Source organism: Oryzicola mucosus (assembly GCF_014534685.1).
In the GTDB taxonomy this organism is placed as follows: domain Bacteria; phylum Pseudomonadota; class Alphaproteobacteria; order Rhizobiales; family Rhizobiaceae; genus Oryzicola; species Oryzicola mucosus.
On the sequence record NZ_JACVVX010000001.1, the window covers coordinates 319,630 to 333,272 of the forward strand.

Annotated in this window: 17 protein-coding genes and 1 tRNA gene; 9 read left to right on the forward strand and 9 right to left on the reverse strand. The window is 62.0% G+C overall.

Features of this window, described 5'->3' with window-relative positions; all coding sequences use genetic code 11:
- Window positions 1–122: 122 nt before the first annotated feature.
- The 4 genes from ICI42_RS01490 to ICI42_RS01505 form a co-directional block, all read right to left on the reverse strand.
- Window positions 123–767, reverse strand: coding sequence for a carbonic anhydrase (locus ICI42_RS01490; RefSeq protein ID WP_188162769.1), 645 nt, complete (start codon window positions 765–767; stop codon window positions 123–125).
- 88 nt (window positions 768–855) lie between these two features.
- Window positions 856–1,611: an SDR family NAD(P)-dependent oxidoreductase gene (locus ICI42_RS01495; protein WP_188162770.1), complete on the reverse strand. Its 756-nt coding sequence runs from the start codon at window positions 1,609–1,611 to the stop codon at window positions 856–858.
- A 743-nt stretch (window positions 1,612–2,354) separates the two neighbouring features.
- Window positions 2,355–2,678, reverse strand: coding sequence for a hypothetical protein (locus tag ICI42_RS01500; protein WP_188162771.1), 324 nt, complete (start codon window positions 2,676–2,678; stop codon window positions 2,355–2,357).
- 209 nt (window positions 2,679–2,887) lie between these two features.
- A tRNA-Ser gene (locus tag ICI42_RS01505) sits at window positions 2,888–2,977 on the reverse strand.
- A 289-nt stretch (window positions 2,978–3,266) separates the two neighbouring features.
- Here ICI42_RS01505 and rpmH point away from each other — a divergent pair.
- The 6 genes from rpmH (at window position 3,267) to yihA (ending at window position 8,216) form a co-directional block, all read left to right on the forward strand.
- Window positions 3,267–3,401 (forward strand): 50S ribosomal protein L34, encoded by a 135-nt coding sequence (rpmH, locus tag ICI42_RS01510; RefSeq protein WP_188162772.1) that lies wholly within the window; start codon window positions 3,267–3,269, stop codon window positions 3,399–3,401.
- A 15-nt stretch (window positions 3,402–3,416) separates the two neighbouring features.
- Complete coding sequence (gene rnpA, locus ICI42_RS01515; protein ID WP_188162773.1) at window positions 3,417–3,770, forward strand: ribonuclease P protein component; 354 nt, start codon at window positions 3,417–3,419, stop codon at window positions 3,768–3,770.
- 87 nt (window positions 3,771–3,857) lie between these two features.
- Window positions 3,858–5,696 carry a membrane protein insertase YidC gene (yidC, locus tag ICI42_RS01520; protein WP_188162774.1) on the forward strand — a complete coding sequence of 613 codons (1,839 nt, stop codon included), beginning with the start codon at window positions 3,858–3,860 and terminating at the stop codon, window positions 5,694–5,696.
- 251 nt (window positions 5,697–5,947) lie between these two features.
- Window positions 5,948–6,745, forward strand: a complete 798-nt coding sequence (locus ICI42_RS01525) for a phosphodiesterase (RefSeq protein ID WP_188162775.1) — start codon at window positions 5,948–5,950, stop codon at window positions 6,743–6,745.
- Between the two features lie 170 nt (window positions 6,746–6,915).
- Window positions 6,916–7,554, forward strand: coding sequence for a CatB-related O-acetyltransferase (locus ICI42_RS01530; protein WP_188162776.1), 639 nt, complete (start codon window positions 6,916–6,918; stop codon window positions 7,552–7,554).
- Between the two features lie 8 nt (window positions 7,555–7,562).
- Window positions 7,563–8,216 carry a ribosome biogenesis GTP-binding protein YihA/YsxC gene (gene yihA / locus ICI42_RS01535; protein WP_188163673.1) on the forward strand — a complete coding sequence of 218 codons (654 nt, stop codon included), beginning with the start codon at window positions 7,563–7,565 and terminating at the stop codon, window positions 8,214–8,216.
- Window positions 8,217–8,321: 105 nt separating this feature from the next.
- Here yihA and ICI42_RS01540 read toward each other — a convergent pair whose 3' ends face one another.
- From ICI42_RS01540 to ICI42_RS01550, 3 genes are all read right to left on the reverse strand, one after another.
- Window positions 8,322–8,879 carry a fasciclin domain-containing protein gene (locus tag ICI42_RS01540; protein ID WP_188162777.1) on the reverse strand — a complete coding sequence of 186 codons (558 nt, stop codon included), beginning with the start codon at window positions 8,877–8,879 and terminating at the stop codon, window positions 8,322–8,324.
- Window positions 8,880–9,072: 193 nt separating this feature from the next.
- The gene (locus ICI42_RS01545) at window positions 9,073–9,786 is read right to left on the reverse strand and encodes an anti-sigma factor (protein ID WP_188162778.1); all 714 of its coding nucleotides are present in this window, start codon (window positions 9,784–9,786) and stop codon (window positions 9,073–9,075) included.
- On the reverse strand, window positions 9,783–10,322 hold the full coding sequence (locus ICI42_RS01550; protein WP_188162779.1) for a sigma-70 family RNA polymerase sigma factor: 540 nt from the start codon (window positions 10,320–10,322) through the stop codon (window positions 9,783–9,785). Before ICI42_RS01550 ends, ICI42_RS01545 begins: the two co-directional genes overlap by 4 nt.
- 149 nt (window positions 10,323–10,471) lie before the next feature.
- Here ICI42_RS01550 and argB point away from each other — a divergent pair, with 149 nt between their 5' ends.
- From argB to ICI42_RS01565, 3 genes are read left to right on the forward strand one after another with little or no spacing between them, the layout of a single operon-like run.
- Window positions 10,472–11,374, forward strand: coding sequence for an acetylglutamate kinase (gene argB, locus ICI42_RS01555; protein ID WP_188163674.1), 903 nt, complete (start codon window positions 10,472–10,474; stop codon window positions 11,372–11,374).
- A 12-nt stretch (window positions 11,375–11,386) separates the two neighbouring features.
- Entirely contained in the window at window positions 11,387–11,629 is a 243-nt protein-coding gene (locus ICI42_RS01560; RefSeq protein WP_188162780.1) for a DUF4160 domain-containing protein, read from the forward strand.
- Complete coding sequence (locus ICI42_RS01565) at window positions 11,622–11,867, forward strand: DUF2442 domain-containing protein (RefSeq protein WP_230980122.1); 246 nt, start codon at window positions 11,622–11,624, stop codon at window positions 11,865–11,867. The genes ICI42_RS01560 and ICI42_RS01565 overlap by 8 nt, the downstream gene beginning before the upstream one ends.
- Here the strand turns inward: ICI42_RS01565 and ICI42_RS01570 are convergent.
- A complete protein-coding gene (locus tag ICI42_RS01570) occupies window positions 11,864–12,769 on the reverse strand; it encodes a DMT family transporter (protein WP_188162782.1) in 906 nt (301 codons plus the stop codon). The two genes, ICI42_RS01565 and ICI42_RS01570, sit on opposite strands and share 4 nt — an antisense overlap.
- A gap of 76 nt (window positions 12,770–12,845) precedes the next feature.
- The gene (locus tag ICI42_RS01575) at window positions 12,846–13,607 is read right to left on the reverse strand and encodes a GGDEF domain-containing protein (RefSeq protein WP_188162783.1); all 762 of its coding nucleotides are present in this window, start codon (window positions 13,605–13,607) and stop codon (window positions 12,846–12,848) included.
- Window positions 13,608–13,643 lie beyond the last annotated feature (36 nt).

Genomic DNA, 13,643 nt, shown 5'->3' on the forward strand with positions numbered 1-13,643 from the left:
ATCACCCGTCGTTTTATCTTTTGGTCAAAGCTATGCGAAATTTTTTCGCGCAGCAATCGATGTCGGGACGCTATTTCATCGCGTCCCGAAACAAACTCTTTCTCGGAAAACCGTGAGGCCGATCAGTCGAGCCGGGGACGTTCGAAATCGCCGGTGACGGGGTTCATGGCCCACAATTCGCCAGTGCTGATGTCGAACCAGGCGCCGTACAGGTTGAGCCGGCCCTTCTTCTCGAGAATGTCGACGCAGGGGAAAGTGCGCAGATTGGCCAGAGAGAAACGGATCGAAATGCGTTCCAGCGCGGTCTGGCGTTCGCCCGCCGTCATCATCGTGTTGCCGGAGACGGCTTCCGCCGCCGGCCCGAGCAGGCTCATCCATTTGCCGATGAAATCGCCCGGCGACAGCGGCTCATGCGTGGGTCCGAGCACGGATTTGATGCCGCCGCAGCGGCCGTGGCCCATGACGACGATGTTCTTGACCTTCAGGCCCTGCACGGCAAATTCCAGGGCGGACGAGGTGGCGTGATACTCGCCGTCCGGCGCATAGGGCGGAACCAGATTGGCAACGTTGCGGACCACGAACAATTCGCCGGGACCGGCGTCGAAAATGGTTTCGGGCGCCGAGCGCGAATCGCAGCAGGCGATCATCAGCGTTTCCGGTGTCTGTCCGTCGTCGGCCAGCGTGCGGTAGCGGCTGGTTTCGGACGCGTAGCGGCCGGCCATGAAGTTCCGGTAGCCATTCAGAAGTTTCTCAGGAAGATGAACCATTCAGGCTCCCTTATCATTGAACCGGCCGGCGGCGAGCCGAGCACTCATGCATGCGCCTAGGGCGGCAAGCCCGGACGACGCGCACATGCTATTGCGCGGAATATCCGCCGTCGACAAGATGATAACTGCCGGTGATGAAGGATGCACGGTCCGAGAGCAGGAAACAGGCGAGTGCAGCCACTTCCTCGGCGCGCCCAAGCCGACCGATCGGATGGAGCGACGATAGATGCTCCATGGTCTCGGCATCGGTCTTTCGCGTCAGCAGCGGCGTTTCGATGAAGCCCGGCCCGACCGCGTTGATGCGGACGCCCTGCGCGGCATATTCCAGCGCGCTCGATTTGGTCATGCCGACCAGCGCATGCTTGGTGGTGACATAGGCCGGGGCGTTGGCAAAGCCGTTGCTGCCGAGGATCGAGGACATGTTGACGATGCTGCCGCCGCCCGCCTCGATGATCGCGGGTATCTGGTATTTCAGCCCGTAGAACACCGAATTCAGGTTGGTGTCGATGACGCGCTGCCATTCCTTGACCGTGTAGTCGGTGGTCGGCTTGTTCGGGCCGCTGATGCCCGCATTGTTCACCGCGCAATGCAGCGCGCCATAGGCTTCGATCGTGAACGTCACGGCGGCATGCACTTCGGAGGGATGCGTCACATCGACCTTGAACGCCTTGGCTTCGCCACCGGCGTCATGAATCTTCTTGACGATGCGCTGTGCGCCGCGGCTGTCATGGTCTGCAACGACGACGGAGGCGCCCTCTTCCGCAAGCTGAAGAGCGATTGCCGCGCCGATACCGGAAGCCGATCCCGTCACGAGAACAGACTTGCCTTCGAACTCCCGCGCCATCGACCGTCTCTCCTTACTCAACGCCGCCACAGCGCTCCGCGTCAATCCCGGCACTGCGGCCTCGCGCCCCACTTCAAAACCACCGCGGGCCGCAGCCCGCCGCGGTTTGCCCCTGCATGACGCCCAGAAGCCAGATTATCCCGTATGCGAAAGCGCCCCGCTCCGGCAAGGCGGCGATTGCATGAAGGTTGTCCCCAAATGGCTTAGACGAGACATCACCCAGTGATTCCAAACATTTCCCTTACATTTAAGCGCGGGTCGAGCATTGGATAGCCGAAACCTCGCAGAAAGCGAGGTTTCCAACAAGAAGCAAGACGAAAGCTGCGCCAGGTCGAGCCAGAAGGGATAGTTACCCGGCCTTGGAAAGGAAAATCGTCGACATGCTGCCTTCGGGCACAAACCTCCAAAGTCGAATACCCCCCGGCAGCCAGTGTCGATCAAGGCCGCGCCTATGTCGCTTATCTCGACGCGCGAGAACCGGGCACGACGCATAACGGAAAAACAGCAATGCGGCCGAGGCGCCGCAAAACGAAAAAGCCCGCCGCGGGAGGAGGTGCGGCGGGCTTAATTCGAAATACGCCGCGGGAGGAGGTGCAGCGCATTCTGGCGTCGGCGCGTCTGGGAGGAGGTAGACTGCCGACACGCAATATTTACGAAACACCCCTTTTTGCTGCAACGCACAATTTTGCATGGAACCTATGCAGCAAAAAGGTATCAGGCTCGCTGACGAGCAAGAAAAGGCTTCAGGTGCAACGGCGGTTTCTCGCCGCGGTCAACGCCGTCTGGGACGCTTGAAGGCTTTCGATCTGCGCCGTACGGCGTTCGACGATCAGCGAGACCGCTTTATCGGCGCCTGGCACCCATGAGGGGATGTTGCGGTTGCGGATATTGCCGCGCCGGATGGCAGCCGAACTGATCTGGGCTGCCGTGCTGCCGATCTCGGCATTGAGCTGAGTGCAGGTCATGCTCTCGATCGCCGCCACGTCGACGGGGGCGATCCGTGGCGAGGCGCAACCGCCGATACAGGCCGAGACGAGGAAAAGGGCGGCAACTGACTGGATGTTCATCGCGCCAAACTAGCAAGAGGTTTTCCCATTGCAAGCCGACACCGATCAGCGAGCGTCGCGATTATCCAATCGCAAAGGCCGGGCTGGCGATCTGGCGGAGCGTTCGGACGCGAGTTCGAACCCTGAGCCCAGCGTGCGACGGTCCGCCGGCCGGTCAGGCCGCCCCATCGGCGCCGTGAGTGAAGCGAACTGGCGTGAGATATGGAAACTGGCGGACAGGGCGGGATTCGAACCCGCGGTACGCTCTCACGCACACACACTTTCCAGGCGTGCGCCTTAAACCACTCGGCCACCTGTCCGTATACGGCCGCAAGCGCGAGGGCTGGCGGACGCGGGGCTGATCTAGTCGATCCTGCCGCTCTTGCCAAGCCGTGCGCCGCCGAATTCTTTGCAAGTTTTCGACCGGCGCCGGCTCAGCAACTGCAAAGGCATACGCTGATTGACTTCGCGGCACCTTCTTTCTATAAGCCCGCACACGCTCGGGCCCGCGACCCGGCGCGATTTTTATCGTGCCAAGCGCAGCCCGGCATAGCTCCTGTTACAGCGTGACAGAATTAAGAAGGGCCGCACCCCGCGGTATTAAAAGAAATGAAGCGTACCTACCAACCGTCCAAACTCGTCCGCAAGCGTCGGCACGGCTTCCGTGCTCGCATGGCTACCAAGGGCGGCCGCACAGTCGTTGCAGCCCGCCGCAATCGTGGCCGCAAGCGTCTGTCGGCATAACCGAAAGACGAGACGTTGCCCGCAAGCTGCAAGCCACGGGGCCCAGGCCCCCAACGGCTTCTCAAGCGCGCCGATTTCCTGGCCGTCCGCCGCGGTGAAAAGCGGCGCGGGCGGTTGTTTCTCATGGAAGTCCTTGACCGCGGCGACGATCATGCGCCGCGCGTCGGTTTCACCGTCACCAAGAAAGTCGGCAATTCGGTCGTCCGCAACCGCGTTCGCCGCAGATTGCGCGAGGCGGTCCGCACACATGCCGCAGGTGACATGGCCAGCGGCCACGACTATGTCATCGTCGGCCGCGAAGATGTCCTCACAGCCCGGTTCGAGCAATTGACGGCCGAGCTGTCCAGACGTCTACGCGGAACACGCTGAGGCCGCGCCAGAGCCGCGCTGTCCAGCGACAATTGGTTTACTCGGGCGTGGTCCAGCCAGGGCGGGGCCACCGAGCAAGGGTTTTCGATGGAAAACAATCGTAACTTCTTCATCACGATCGCACTGTCGGTGCTGATCCTTGCCCTGTGGCAGTTTTTCTACATGGGCCCGCGCATGGAAGCGCAGCGCGAGGCAGCGCGCATCGAAGCCGAGCGTTCGCAGGCCCAGGACAGCGCAGCCGCCACGCCGGGGAGCAACGTGCCGCTTCCGGCAGGCACGGCTGCGCCGCAGACCGGCGTCCCCGGCGTGCCGGGTTCCGACGGCGTGGCCGCAGCCACCCGCGACCAGGCTTTGGCCTCGTCCGGCCGCGTCAAGCTCGAGACGCCCAGCCTGTTCGGCTCGATCAACCTGACCGGCGCCCGCATCGACGACATCAGCCTCAAGCAGTACCGGCTGACCGTCGAGCCGAATTCGCCGAACATCCAGCTCCTCAACCCTTCCGCGCTGCCGGCCGGCTTCTACACCGAGATCGGCTATGTGAAGACCGACAACAGCGGCGACGTTCCCGGTCCCGAGACGGTCTGGCAGGTTCAGGGCACCCCGACCCTCACGCCCTCGACGCCGCTGACGCTGAGCTACACCAACAACACCGGCCTGACCTTCACCCGCAACATTGCGGTGGACGACAACTACATGTTCACCGTCACCGACACGGTCGCCAATTCCGGCACCGCGCCGATCTCGCTGTTGAACTACGGTCGCGTCACCCGCTTCGACAAGCCGCAGCATGCGGCCGCCTATGTGCTGCACGAAGGCCTGATCGGCGTCACCGGCACCGAAGGCCTTCAGGAAATCGGCTACGGCAAGATCGAGGACGAAAAGCAGATCATCCCGGGCAAGTCGGAAGACGGCTGGCTGGGCATCACCGACAAATATTGGGCGGCGACCCTCGTCCCCCCGACCGGCCAGCCGTTCCAGCCGCGTTTCGCCTTCTTCGGCGAGGGCCGCAGCCACTACCAGTCCGACTACCTGACCGACCCGATAACGGTCGCGCCCGGCCAGTCGACCGAAGTGAAGGCGCTGGTCTTTGCCGGCGCCAAGGAAGTCGCCAAGATCAACGCTTATGAGACCGAGCGCGACATCCGCCAGTTCAACCTGCTGATCGACTGGGGCTGGTTCTACTTCATCACCAAGCCGATGTTCTGGCTGATCGACAGCCTCTACACGATGCTGGGCAATTTCGGCCTGGCCATCCTGGCCACCACCGTCGTCGTCAAGGCCGTCTTCTTCCCGCTCGCCAACAAATCCTACAAGTCGATGGCGAAGATGAAGGTCGTGCAGCCCAAAATGCTGGAAATCCGCGAGAAATACGCGGACGACAAGATGAAGCAGCAGCAGGCGATGATGGAGCTGTACAAGACCGAGAAGATCAATCCGGTGGCGGGCTGCTGGCCCGTGCTGATCCAGATCCCGGTTTTCTTTGCGCTCTACAAGGTGCTCTACATCACCATCGAAATGCGCCATGCGCCGTTCTTCGGCTGGATTCAGGATCTGGCGGCGCCCGATCCGACCTCGATCTTCAACCTGTTCGGCCTGTTGCCGTTCGACCCAGGCGCTGTTCCGGTTTTCGGTCACTTCCTGATGCTGGGCGTGTGGCCGATCGTCATGGGCATCACGATGTTCCTGCAGATGCGCATGAACCCGACCCCGCCCGATCCGACACAGGCGATGATCTTCACCTGGATGCCGGTGATCTTCACCTTCATGCTGGCGTCGTTCCCGGCGGGCCTCGTCATCTACTGGGCATGGAACAACACGCTGTCGGTCATCCAGCAGGGTGTAATCATGAAGCGCCAGGGCGCCAAGATAGAGCTCTGGGACAATCTGGCGGGGCTGTTCAAGAAAAAGCCCAAACCGGCGGAATAGCCGCAGACTTCAACGAGAAACCCCGGCATGTCCGGGGTTTTTCATTTCTGGTGGTGCGGCGGTACTTTGCGCGCTAGCTTCTTTGAGTCTGTCTGAAAACACGTCAAAGCGTGGCGAAAATGGTGCTTTCGAGACCCGGAGCGCAGCGTACAGTCGGTACGTGAGCACCGGAAGCGCAGAAAGGGCCATTTGCCGACCGCTTTCACGGGTTTCCAAACAGGCTCTCAGTTCCCTCGACATGGCGGCTCCTGATGCTGATTGCCCATCTTTCCGACCCGCACATCATGCCGCGCGGCGAACTCTATCAGGGGCTCGTCAATTCCAACGCCATGTTCACAGAAGCAGTCGCCCAGCTTCGTAGGCTGACGCCCAGACCCGACATGGTGATCCTGACAGGCGATCTGGTCGAAAACGGCAGTCCCGTCGAGTACCAGCATGCATTGGAATTGCTGGCGGCGATCGAGCAGCCGCTGCTGGTCATTCCGGGCAACCATGACGAGCGCGAGGCGTTCAGGTCGGCCTTCTCCGACCACCCCCTGATGCCGCGGACCGGACCCTTGCATTTCGTCGCCGACACGCTCGGGCCGGTGCGCATCGTCGGCCTCGACATCACCGTGCCCGACGACCATCACGGCGATTTCGACGCAGCGGCCGGCGATTGGCTGGAAGCCGCTCTGTCGGCGGAGCCTGATCGGCCGACCATCGTCATGATGCACCAGCCGCCATTCCTGAGCGGAATTCCTTTTATCGACGACTACAACTGCCGAAACAGTGAGCGGCTGGCCGCCATCATCGCCCGTTATCCGGCCGTTGAGCGGGTGTTGACGGGGCATATCCACCGCTTCATGCAGGTGCGCTTCGCCGGCACGCTGCTGTGCACGGCGCCCAGCACCACCACTGCGATTGCGCTCAGGCTGTCGCCCGATGCGGAGCCCGCTTCCTATATCGAGCCGCCGGCGCTGCTGCTGCATCACTGGAAGGCCGATACCGGCCTGATCACGCACCACGTGCCGATCGGAACCTTTCGCGGGCCACTGCCCTTTTTCTGAATCAAGGCGCGAGGTGGACGCCTGCCGGCTCAGCCGCTATAAGGCCGCAACCGCAAGGAGACCCGTTTCGACATGATCCAGTAGGAAGACCAGCTCCAGCCTTCGCCCGTAGCCTTTGCGGGTCGCCTCAAGCAGTCATCCTCCTTCCATCGATCATCAACGGACCTGCCATGAACGGACCCAATCCCGACATCAAACACCCGCTCCCGCTGCACAAGCGCGTCGGCTTCCTCAAGCCGCTGGTCGATGCCGAGAACATCGAGATCGGCGACTTCACCTATTATGACGATCCGGAAGGCCCCGATCTCTTCCAGCAGAAATGCGTGCTGCATCACTACCCCTTCATCGGCGACAAACTGATCATCGGAAAGTTCTGCGCCATCGCCGAAGGCACGCGCTTCATCATGAACGGCGCCAACCACGCCATGTCCGGCTTCTCGACCTATCCGTTCAACATCTTCGGCCACGGCTGGGAAAAAGGATTCGACGTTTCCAGCTGGGAACGAGAGAACCGTGGCGATACCGTCGTGGGCAACGATGTGTGGATCGGCATGGAGGCGGTGGTCCTGCCGGGCATAAAGATCGGCGACGGCGCCATCATTGCAGCCAAATCCGTTGTCAGCCGCGACGTCGAACCCTACACAGTGGTTGGCGGCAATCCGGCAACGCAGATCAAGAAGCGCTTTGACGACGCCATCATAGGCAGGCTTCTCACCATCGGCTGGTGGAACTGGCCGATCGACAAGATTACCCGCAACCTCGACGCCATTCGTGGCGCCGACATCGACGCACTGGAGCAGGCGGCTTGAGCGAACAGATTTTCACCGCCGACGAGATCGTCACCGGCATCTTCACGCGCCCCTGGGTGTTCATCCGCGGCGTACCCGCAATGAAGTTCCTGCCGCCCGAGGGACCGCCGGAAATCGCCTTTGCTGGCCGGTCCAATGTCGGCAAGTCATCGCTGATCAATGCGCTGGTGGGTCAGAACGGGCTTGCACGCACCTCCAACACCCCAGGCCGCACGCAGGAGCTCAACTATTTCGTTCCCGACGGCTATTCCGGCATGGAGGGCGACATGCCACCCATGGCGCTGGTCGACATGCCGGGATACGGCTACGCCAAGGCGCCCAAGGACCAGGTTGACCTCTGGACCAAGCTGGTTTTCGATTATCTCAAGGGCCGTGTGACGCTGAAGCGCGTCTACCTGCTGATCGATGCCCGGCACGGCATCAAGAAGAACGACGAAGAGGTCATGGCCTTGCTCGACAAGGCCGCCGTCTCCTACCAGATCGTGCTGACCAAGACCGACAAGATCAAGGCAGCTGGCGTGCCGAAGCTGATCGAAGACACGCTTTTGAAGACCAAGCGCCGCCCCGCCGCCTTTCCCGTCGTGCTCGCGACATCGTCGGAGAAAAACGAAGGCCTGGACGAGTTGCGCGCCGCCATGGTGCTGGCGGTCAACGGCGGCTGACGCTCCAAGAAAAGAGCCCCGCGCCGCGTTTTCGGCGTGGGGCAAGTCGCGATGGGCGGCACTGGAGGGAGATGCCGCCTCAAAGCGGCTGTGGCCTGAGACGGCTCACATCTTGGGAAGCAGAACCTTGTCGACGACGTGGATGACGCCGTTGGACTGAACTACATCGGCGGTGGTGACATTGGCGACGGTGCCGTTTTCGTCGGTCACGGTGACCTTGCCCATGTCGTCCTTGAAGGTGAGTTCGCAGCCGCCGACCGTCTTGGCCTTGTGCATGCCGCCATCGTCCTTGACCATCTTGGCAACGTCCGCCGCCATCGCCTTGGCGGCAACGACGTGACAGGTCAGAATCTTGGCAAGCTGATCCTTGTTCTCAGGCTTGAGAAGCGTGTCGACAGTGCCGGCCGGAAGGGCTGCAAAAGCCTCGTTGGTGGGTGCGAAAACCGTGAACGGACCCGTCCCCTGGAGCGTTTCGACCAGTCCGGCTGCCTTGACGGCGGCCACGAGAGTGGTGTGGTCCTTGGAGTTCATCGCGTTTTCGACGATGTTCTTGTCCTCGAACATGGCGGCGCCGCCGACCTTGGGGTTCTCGGCATAAGCAACGCCTGCAAGGCTGGAGAATGCGAGAGCGCCGGCGAGAAGAACAGTTTTCATCTTGGTCATTTTTCGTGTTTCCCTGGTTGTTCTACCTCCCGATGAGGTGATGGAAGTCACGACAATGAGAATCTTAAGTTTCACCCAGTCTCATAATTTTTCTACAAACAGCTCGACTTCACAAAAAAGGAGACCGGCGAAAGCCGATCTCCCTTTTTCTATACATGACTTGCGTCATCCTGCTTTATAGATGAGCCAATCCTTAGATCTGCCGCAGGTCTCCGGAGGCCACGACCGGACCGGTCGGGTCTCCCGTCGGCGACCCACCCGGCGGCTCCAAGGTGATGGCGAGAACCGCGCCGCCTGCCAGCTTGGCGAGCGTCGCCTGGTCGAGCGTCATGTGCGCGGTGCTGCCCACCGGAATGACACCCATCGATACCGGGGCTTTGTTGGGTTCGATCATCCAGAGTTCGAAGTCGTGGTTGGCCTCGCGCTCACCCGAAACATGCGACAGGCCAAGCTCCGCCTTTTGCGCATCGAACATGGCGAGATACTGGACGTCGGTTCCAGGCGCTGCGAGCGAGGCGACCATCCTGACCGGCGGTGTCTGCGAGCGGTTTTCGAGCATGTAGGGTACGGCCAGAGCCAGCGCAAAGCCAAGCACCGCCATCCCTGCCAGGCCGCGCCACAGCACCAGGCTGGACCAGAAGCCGGCGCGCTTCCTGCGGTCGTTCCGGCTCAGGCGGCGGTCGATCGCCTGCTTGACGGCGAAGGGCGCCTCGATCTCGGGATAGCCGGCGGCGAGCGGCGAGAGCCGGACCTCCCATGCATCGACGAGACGAGCAAAGTCGGGTTCGGTGTCGACACGCCGTGCCGCCTGCTGCCGTTCATCCAGCGGCTGGACGCCGAGCACGTATTCGGCGGCGACCATATCGTCGCCTCCGGGTACTGCTCTGTCTTCTTCCGCGGACGTCATCGTTCCAGGCACTCTCTCAGTTTGATCAGGCTGCGGCGCAGCCAGGTCCTCATGGTGTTCAGCGGTACGCCATGGCGTTCCGCAAGCTCCGCATAGCTCTCGCCTTTCAGATAGGCACCGCGAACGGCGGCTGCGCGGTCGTCTTCAAGCTCGTCCAAGCAGCGATAGACGCGGTCGCCCTCCCCCGCCGAAAGCGCCTGCTGCTCCGGTCCGGGCGTAGGATCGGCCACATCCAGCGCGGTATCGATGTCGACGGTCGGTTTGCGTCGGGCACGGATGCGATCGATCGCATGATTGCGCGCCACGGCCACCAGCCATGAAATCGGACTGAGATCGGAAATCGCGAAACGGTCGGCCTTCGTCCAGATCTTGACGAAGACTTCCTGAAGCGCTTCCTCCGCCTCCGCCCTGTCGTTCAAGACACGCAGGCAGACGCCAAAGAGTTTCGCATTCGTCGCGCGATACAGTTGATCGAACGCGGCTCGGTCCTTCAAGGAGGTCCGCACGATCAGCTTTGTGATGTCCTGAGGCGTCATTGGCCACAAACTAGGCCGTCGCGCCGGTTTTGCAACGGTCCATCTCGCTTCTTCACACCCCTGTCACCGTCACGCCGCAGGGTTCCGGAACCATTTGATCCCCGCAGGTTTTCCGGTTAAGACGCCGCGTCCTCGATGTTATGGGAATGATGCCAATGACGACGGATGTCGCCGCCACCGCAGAAATGCAAGCCGCCCTGCTTTCCGCGGCCCTGCCCTACATGCAGCGCTACGAGAACAAGACGGTCGTGGTGAAATATGGCGGCCACGCCATGGGCGACATCGCGCTGGGCCGTGCGTTTGCCCGCGACATCGCGCTTCTCAAGCAATCCGGCGTCAACCCCATCGTCGTCCATGGCGGCGGACCGCAGATCGGCGCCATGCTGAATCGCATGGGCATCGAGTCCAAGTTCGAAGGCGGCCTGCGCGTCACCGACCAGAAGACGGTCGAGATCGTCGAAATGGTTCTGGCCGGCTCGATCAACAAGGAAATCGTCGCCCTCATCAATGCCGAGGGCGAATGGGCCATCGGCCTGTGCGGCAAGGACGGCAACATGGTCTTCGCCGAAAAGGCCAAGAAAACCATGATCGACCCGGACTCGAACATCGAGCGGGTGATCGATCTCGGCTTCGTCGGCGAGCCGGTGGAAGTCGACCGCACGTTGCTCGACCTGCTCGCCCGCTCCGAAATGATCCCGGTGCTCGCACCCGTGGCACCTGGCCGCGACGGCCACACCTACAACATCAACGCCGATACTTTCGCCGGCGCCATTGCCGGCGCGGTGAAGGCCTCGCGCCTGCTGTTCCTTACCGACGTGCCCGGCGTTCTGGACAAGGACAAGAAACTCATCGACGAGTTGTCTGTGTCGGAAGCCAAGGCGCTGATCAAGGACGGCACGATTTCCGGCGGCATGATCCCCAAGGTCGAGACCTGCATCGAGGCCATCGAGCGCGGCGTCGAAGGCGTCGTCATCCTCAACGGCAAGACGGCCCATGCGGTGCTGCTCGAACTGTTCACCGAGCACGGCGCCGGCACGCTGATCGTGCCGTGAAATTTGCCTGCAATGCCGGTCGTCTTTCGCGAAAAGGGTTTCCGTTTCCTCTTCTACGCAAATGAAGGCGATCCGCGCGAACCGGTTCATGTCCATGTGATCAAGGACGGGATCGATGCAAAGTTTTGGCTGTGGCCGGAAATTGTGGTAGCCTACAATGACGGCTTCAACGCCAAGACTTTGCGTGAGCTGACGGAGATCATCGAAAGCAGGCGACCGGAAATCGATCATGCATGGAACGACTTCTTTGGTTAGGCCGACACACGTCACATTTGCAGCGGACAGCTTTTCTGTTGAGCTGTCCGATGGGCGTGTGCTGAGCGTGCCGCTGGCCTGGTTTCCACGACTTCTTCATGCCACCCCGGAGCAGCGCGAAAAACTCACGCTGAGCACCCGCGGTCTGCATTGGGAGGACCTTGACGAGGACATTTCGGTCGAAGGGCTTCTGGCAGGTCGCGGCGACGCTACAAGGCTGAAATCGAGCGCAGCCTAACGCCACATCAGCAGCAGCAAAATGCCGCTGACGATCAGCACGCAGCCCGTCGCCTCCATCCTGGTGATGCGTTCGCGGAAGAAAAAGATCGACACGGCAAAGGTGAAGACCAGTTCGATCTGGCCGAGCGCGCGCACATAGGCCACTTGCTGCAGCGCCATGGCGGTGAACCAGCAGGCCGAGCCGACGACGCCGGCAAGCCCGACCATCGCCGAAGACCGCCAGGCCCTGGCCACGCGGCCGAATTCGCTGAGATCGGTCGCGGCCATCCAGGCGATCATGATGACGGTCTGGAATGTGGTCACCACGGCAAGCGTCACCGCCGCCTGCATGATCGGATCCGGCCCGCCGAGCGACAGGGCAGCGGAACGATAGGCCACAGCCGATATGCCGAACAGCGCCCCCGAGGCTATGCCCGTCAGCGCCGTCCGTCCGAACAAAGCGGCGAACAGATTGCGCCACGACAAGGGCATGCGGGCCACCGAGATCATCATCACGCCGACCACGCCGACAAAGATCGCCATGACGGCGCCTGCCGTGATCCGCTCGCCCAGCAGCACGAAGCCGAAGATCGCCGCCTGCACGGGCTCGGTCTTGGAATAGGCGGTACCGACAGCAAAATTGCGCAGCGAGAACATGTGCACCAAAAGGATCGTCGCCATGATCTGGGCGACGCCGCCCACCACGGCCCAGAGGGCGAAGGGCAGCGACATCAGAGGAAACGGGCGGTCCGTCAGCACATGCAGGAGCAGGACATAGACGATCGCGACGGGAAAGCCGAAGCCGAAGCGCACGAAGCTGGCGCCTGTCGTTCCCAGCGCGCCCTGCAGATGCTTCTGCAGCGCCGAACGCAGGTTCTGACAGAACGCAGCAGCGATGGTGATAGGGATCCACAGTTCCATGGGCAGGCGCTTTCGGGCATGAAATAGCCTGCGCTATAGTCTCGCCCAGCCGGCCACGCAATCGCGGTCCATAGGGTCAGGCCGCAGCGACAATCCGATTGGCCATGGCGACACGGTTGCGCCCGCTGTTCTTGGCCTCGTAGAGCGCCTGGTCGGCCAGCCGCATGACGTCCGAAACCGCGGCGTCGGCGCCGCAGACGGCCCCGCCGATCGAGACGGTCAGAGTAAGGACCTTTTCGTCATCGGGTTTAAAGCGGATTCGCTCGACTTCCACGCGAATGCGCTCGGCCACCTCTGCTGCCTCTTCCGCCGATGCACCGACCAGCAGCGCGCCAAACTCCTCGCCGCCGATGCGACCAAGCAGGTCGCCGCTGCGTATGCCGCGCTTGATGGCGTCCGACACCAGCCGCAGAGCCGTGTCCCCGGTCAGATGGCCATAGGTGTCGTTGATGCGCTTGAAATGATCCGCATCGACGATCAACAGGGCGCCACGGTCCGTCCTGCGGCGCGAACCGTCGAGCATGGAAAAAAACGTCTCCCGGTTGAGCATGCCGGTCATCTCGTCCCGCCGGGCCTTTTCGGCCAGGCGCCGGTGCGCGGCGGCAAGCTGCGCATGGGTGCGGGCAAGCTCGCGATGCGCTGCCTTGAGCCGCCCGCTTTGCCAGAAGGTGAAGGCGCTGGCCGGCCAGGAAATGAGGAGCGGGCAGACGATGCACATCAGCCAGGCATTGCCGTCTACGACGCCGCCAAGCGCGGGTACGATGGTGACGGCCAACAGCAGGGACACCAGCACGGAAAGCACGGCGACCGCACTCGCCTTCAAGACTATCGTTGCCACACCACGCCTCCGGGACAGATGAGCCGAAATGATCTA

What these genes read in the sequence shown, in the direction of transcription:
- ICI42_RS01490 (WP_188162769.1), bottom strand. Translation starts at nt 767, where the DNA reads ATGGTTCATCTTCCTGAGAAACTTCTGAATGGCTACCGGAACTTCATG.
- ICI42_RS01495 (WP_188162770.1), bottom strand. Translation starts at nt 1,611, where the DNA reads ATGGCGCGGGAGTTCGAAGGCAAGTCTGTTCTCGTGACGGGATCGGCT.
- ICI42_RS01500 (WP_188162771.1), bottom strand. Translation starts at nt 2,678, where the DNA reads ATGAACATCCAGTCAGTTGCCGCCCTTTTCCTCGTCTCGGCCTGTATC.
- rpmH (WP_188162772.1), top strand. Translation starts at nt 3,267, where the DNA reads ATGAAGCGTACCTACCAACCGTCCAAACTCGTCCGCAAGCGTCGGCAC.
- yidC (WP_188162774.1), top strand. Translation starts at nt 3,858, where the DNA reads ATGGAAAACAATCGTAACTTCTTCATCACGATCGCACTGTCGGTGCTG.
- ICI42_RS01525 (WP_188162775.1), top strand. Translation starts at nt 5,948, where the DNA reads ATGCTGATTGCCCATCTTTCCGACCCGCACATCATGCCGCGCGGCGAA.
- ICI42_RS01530 (WP_188162776.1), top strand. Translation starts at nt 6,916, where the DNA reads ATGAACGGACCCAATCCCGACATCAAACACCCGCTCCCGCTGCACAAG.
- ICI42_RS01540 (WP_188162777.1), bottom strand. Translation starts at nt 8,879, where the DNA reads ATGACCAAGATGAAAACTGTTCTTCTCGCCGGCGCTCTCGCATTCTCC.
- ICI42_RS01545 (WP_188162778.1), bottom strand. Translation starts at nt 9,786, where the DNA reads ATGACGTCCGCGGAAGAAGACAGAGCAGTACCCGGAGGCGACGATATG.
- ICI42_RS01550 (WP_188162779.1), bottom strand. Translation starts at nt 10,322, where the DNA reads ATGACGCCTCAGGACATCACAAAGCTGATCGTGCGGACCTCCTTGAAG.
- argB (WP_188163674.1), top strand. Translation starts at nt 10,472, where the DNA reads ATGCCAATGACGACGGATGTCGCCGCCACCGCAGAAATGCAAGCCGCC.
- ICI42_RS01560 (WP_188162780.1), top strand. Translation starts at nt 11,387, where the DNA reads ATGCCGGTCGTCTTTCGCGAAAAGGGTTTCCGTTTCCTCTTCTACGCA.
- ICI42_RS01570 (WP_188162782.1), bottom strand. Translation starts at nt 12,769, where the DNA reads ATGGAACTGTGGATCCCTATCACCATCGCTGCTGCGTTCTGTCAGAAC.